The organism is Actinomadura logoneensis, assembly GCF_003428695.1.
Taxonomy (GTDB): Bacteria; Actinomycetota; Actinomycetes; order Streptosporangiales; family Streptosporangiaceae; genus Spirillospora; species Spirillospora logoneensis.
Window position 1 is genome coordinate 1 of the sequence record NZ_QURH01000094.1, and the last position, 4458, is coordinate 4458.

Here is a 4458-nt window from a genome sequence, read left to right on the forward strand (position 1 = left end):
GACGCAGTCTCACGCCGCCCGGCCGACGCGCTCTCGCGTCGGCCGGGCGGCGTGCGGTGCGTCAGCCGCGGGGAACGCCGTGCGTCAGTCGCGGGGGGCGCGGTGCGCCTCGGTCAGGCGCTCCAGCGACGGGACGATGTCGCGGGGCGCCGGCACCTTCAGGATCTCCCGGCTCAGCCGCTCGGCGTTGCGCGCGAACGACGGCTCCGACAGGACGCGTTCCAGGGACTTGCGCAGCGCGTCCCCGGTCAGCGTGTCGGAGTCCGCGACGTACAGGCCCGCGCCCTGCTCCTCCACGCCGTTGGCGATCGCCAGCGGCCCGAACCACTTCTCGCTCCAGTACGAGCCGGGCACCACCAGCTGCGGGACGCCGTGCTCGTACGCCGCGCCGGACGCGCCGTTCCCGCCGTGGTGGACGACCGCCGCGCAGGTGGGCAGCAGCGCGTTCAGCGGGACGAAGTCCACCACCCGCACGTTGTCCGGGACGGGCGTGTCGCCGACCTGCTCGGCGTTGAGGGTCGCGACGACCTCGACGTCCAGGTCCGCGACCGCCTCGAACAGGTCGGCGGCGCTCGCCTCGGCGGTGTCGTTGCCGCGGTGCGAGACGCCGAGCGTGAGGCAGACCCGCGGGCGTCCGGGGTCCTCCCCCACCCACGGCGGGACGATCGACGGGCCGTTGAACGGCGTCGGCCGCACCATCAGGTGCCGCGCGCCCTCGGGCCGCCACATCCACGGCGGCTGGGTGTCGATCGTCCAGTGGCCGGTGACGGCGTCCTCGCCGAAGTCGCAGCCGTACCGGGCGAGCAGCGGTTCGAGCCAGGCGCGCATCGGGTCCGCGCCGGGGTTCTGCCGCAGCGCGGCCGTGCGGAGCTGCACGTAGCCGTCGGTGCCGAACAGCAGCCGCGCGTGCGCCGCGCCGCAGGCCCGCGCGGCGATCGCTCCCGCGTAGGTCAGGGCGTCCCAGACGACCAGGTCGGGGCGCCAGCTCCGGGCGAACTCGACCAGCTCGTCCAGCATCGGCGTCGGGCAGAGTCCGGCGAGCAGGTGGCGGGTGAGGTGGTCGAGTTCGGCGTGCGGGTCGTCGCGGGCGTAGTCGTCCTGCTTCGGACGGTCCGGGGCGGGCGGCTTGGTGGCGGGCTCGGCCTGCGCGATCGCCATCAGCGCCTCCCCCATCTCCGCGCCGACCAGGACGCCGGGCAGGCCCGTCCCGGGGATGGCGTCGGCGAGGTCGGGCTGGGTGGCGACGCGGACGTCGTGCCCCGCCGTGCGCAGCGCCCAGGCGAGCGGCGTCAGCACGTACAGGTGCGAGGCGAGTGCGGGCGGTGTCAGGAACAGGACGCGCACGGTTTCCTCCAGTGCGGTGGACGGACGGCGCGGGGCCCCGCGCCGCGGAACACGGCCGGTCCCGCGACCGCGCCTGAGGCCGCGGTCGCCGGTCCGGCCGGGGACGTGTCAGAGAGGAGCGGCCGAGGCGTGGCCGGCGGCCCGGACGTGCGGCGCGAGATCGGAGACGGGGGCGGGACCGGAGCCGGGGCCGGGGACGGAGCCGGGACCGGGGACGCGGGCGGGGCCGGGCGGGCAGCCGAACGCGGTGCACAGGCTCCACAGCGCGCGCGGCAGCGCGGCGGCCTCGCAGACGGCCTCGACGGACCGGTTCGCCACGGACATGGCGAGAGCGGTCACGCCCACGCCGAGCAGGGCCTCCTGGAAGGACGGGACGATCCGCGCGTCCACCCGCAGCCCCTCGCCGTGCAGAACGAGCCGCACGACGTCCGCGCGGCAGCGGACGGCGACGCGCGGGTCACCGGCGAACGCGTCGGACAGCACCGCCGCGACCGCCGCCCGGTCCGCCCGCCGCGTCACGAAGCGCACCTCCCCGTCCGCCGCGAGGAGGGTCAGCATCTCGGCGGTCGCGCCGGCGTCCGCGACGGCGGCGAGGGCCCGGGCCGGGCCGTGCCCGCCCGCGCCCAGCCCCAGCACGCGGACGAGCACGGCGTCGTGCCCGTAAGAGACGTGGCTGACCGTCGACCGCTCCATGGTCAGCGGAGCAGGGCCAGCAGGTAGTCGCCGTAGCCGCTGCTGCGCAGCGGCAGGGCCAGGTCGCGGAGCTGGGCGTCGCTGATCAGGCCCGCGCGCCACGCGGCCTCCTCGACGCAGCCGACCTTGCGGCCGTGGTGCTCGTCCACGTCGCGGACGTACTCGGCGGCGCGGACGATGTCGCCGACGGTCCCGGTGTCCCACCAGGCGGCGCCGGGGTCCATCATCGACACCCGCAGCCGCCCCTCGCGCAGGTAGTGGTCGTTGACCGCGGTGATCTCCAGCTCGCCGCGCGCGCTGGGCCGCAGGCCGCGGGCGATCTTCACCACGTCGGCGTCGTAGAAGTACAGGCCCGGGACGGCGTAGCGGGACCGCGGCCGGGCCGGCTTCTCCTCGATGGACAGCACCCGGCCCTCGTCGTCGAACTGGCTTCTCCTCGATGGACAGCACCCGGCCCTCGTCGTCGAACTCCACCACGCCGTAGGCGGACGGGTCGGCGACGCGGCGGGCGAAGACGTGCCCGCCGGTCAGCTCGGGCATCGACCGCGCCCAGCGGCCGAAGTCCATGCCGTGGAACAGGTTGTCGCCGAGGATGAGGGCCGAGGGGCGGCCGTCGAGGAACTCCTCCCCGATGAGGAACGCCTGCGCGATCCCCTCCGGGCGCTCCTGGACGGCGTACTCCAGCCGCAGCCCCCACTGGGAGCCGTCGCCGAGCAGCCGCCGGAACGCGGCCCGGTCCTCCGGGGTGGTGATCACGAGGATCTCCCGGATCCCGGCCGTGACCAGGGTGCAGAGCGGGTAGTAGATCATCGGCTTGTCGAAGACCGGGAGCAGGTGCTTGGACACCGCCCGGGTCACCGGCCGGAGCCGGGCGCCGGTGCCCCCGGCCAGCATCAGCCCCCGGATCGGGGCGTTCTCAGTCATGGTCGGCTCAGTGCGTGTCGAAGGCGTAGAGCTTGTCGTTGCCGGTGCCGATGTGATAGCCGGACCCCCAGTAGACGGTGCCGTCCACGACGGCCGCGCCGCCGACCACCGACCCGCCGCTGGCGAACCGCCAGCGGACCTCGCCGGTCGCCGCGTCCAGCGCGTACATGTTGTCGCCGGTCCCGGCGGCGGAGCCCGCGTAGACCACGCCGTTGGCGGCCGACACGTAGCCCATGTCGACGGCGCCCTGCGGGTCGGGCGTGCGCCACAGCACCCGGCCGTCGGCGGCCGACAGCGCCGCCCACATCCCGCCGGTCACGGTGCGCGTCCCGCCGCCCGCGGCCGGGATCGGGAAGGCGACGTGGTCGGAGTTGGCGACGGCCACGTAGATCCGCCGCCCATCGGTGGCCGAACCCCACTGGATGCCGCCGAGGTTGCCGCTCGGGCCGACCTTGGTCTGCCAGACGACGCGCCCGTCGTCCGGGTCGAGCGCCCAGTAGACGCCGCTCTTCTGCCCGATGCCGAGCAGGTCGCGGGGACGCCCGCGGACGGTGGTGGTGAACAGGTTGGGGGACGACCCGAAGTCGAGGTCGGTGCCGTCCGGCGGGTCGGGGATGGACTGCGCGTCGGCGGGCAGCGTCCGGTGCGACCAGCGGACGCGTCCGGTCGTCAGGTCCAGCGCCACGACGGAGTCGAAGTAGTCGTCGGCGGGCGGCTTCTCGCAGCCGGTCTGGTCGGGGAGCGTGCAGACGCCGTCCGGGACCGTGTAGTTGTTGCCGGTCGCGACGTAGAGGAGGTTGCGGCGGCGGTCCACGGCCGGGGCGCTGCCCCACACGGCGTTGCCCGTGTAACCGGGCGGCGCCATGTACGTCTGCCAGAGCTTGCGGCCGGTCCGCAGGTCGAGGGCGACGACGCTGCCGCGGAACGTGTGCGGCGGCTGCAGGATCTCCTCCGAGGACGAGACGCCCAGGTAGACCACGCCGCGGTCGATCACCGGCGCGCCGGTGATCTTCGAGCGGGGGTTCGCGTCCACCTGCGTCCGCCAGCGCAGCGCGCCGGTGCGCCGGTCCACGGCGACCGCGCCCGCGCCGCTGGGCGACGTCACGGTGAAGCCGTTGCCGATCACCAGGGTGTCGCCCGCGACGGCGGGGGTCGTCCGCGAGCCGTCGCCCGGATTGCCGGTGTAGTCGCTGATCCTCCGGGACCACACCTTCGCGCCGTCGGACGCCCGGACCGCCCAGAGCGTGCCCGCCGCGTCCGGGACGTACACGACGCCGTCCGCGACCGCCGGAGTGGCGTTGACGTCCCCGCCGGTCGTGAACGTCCAGCGCGGCTTGAGCCGTGCGGCGTTCCGGGGGCCGACCGTCCGCTCGGTGGCGTTGAACCGGGTGTTCTGCCCGTTCTGTCCGGCGGACGTCCAGTCGCGCACGACCGGCACGCCCCGTCCCGCCGCGCCGCCCGGCCCCGGCGACCCGTCCGGGCCCGTCGGCCCCGGCG

4 protein-coding genes and 1 pseudogene are annotated in these 4458 nt (G+C 75.4%); all 5 read right to left on the reverse strand.

The features are described 5' to 3' along the window. Window positions 1-84: 84 nt before the first annotated feature. Entirely contained in the window at window positions 85-1344 is a 1260-nt protein-coding gene (locus tag DZF91_RS04455; protein WP_117356223.1) for an activator-dependent family glycosyltransferase, read from the reverse strand. 108 nt (window positions 1345-1452) lie between these two features. After that, window positions 1453-2037 carry a hypothetical protein gene (locus tag DZF91_RS04460; RefSeq protein ID WP_117356224.1) on the reverse strand — a complete coding sequence of 195 codons (585 nt, stop codon included), beginning with the start codon at window positions 2035-2037 and terminating at the stop codon, window positions 1453-1455. Window positions 2038-2039: 2 nt separating this feature from the next. Then, window positions 2040-2444: a sugar phosphate nucleotidyltransferase gene (locus DZF91_RS43225; protein ID WP_328589117.1), complete on the reverse strand. Its 405-nt coding sequence runs from the start codon at window positions 2442-2444 to the stop codon at window positions 2040-2042. Between the two features lie 61 nt (window positions 2445-2505). Then, a pseudogene (locus DZF91_RS43230) lies at window positions 2506-2961 on the reverse strand (sugar nucleotidyltransferase); the annotation flags it as partial. Window positions 2962-2968: 7 nt separating this feature from the next. Further along, a partial coding sequence (locus DZF91_RS04470) for an outer membrane protein assembly factor BamB family protein (RefSeq protein ID WP_147340992.1) occupies window positions 2969-4458 on the reverse strand: 1490 nt, incomplete at its 5' end.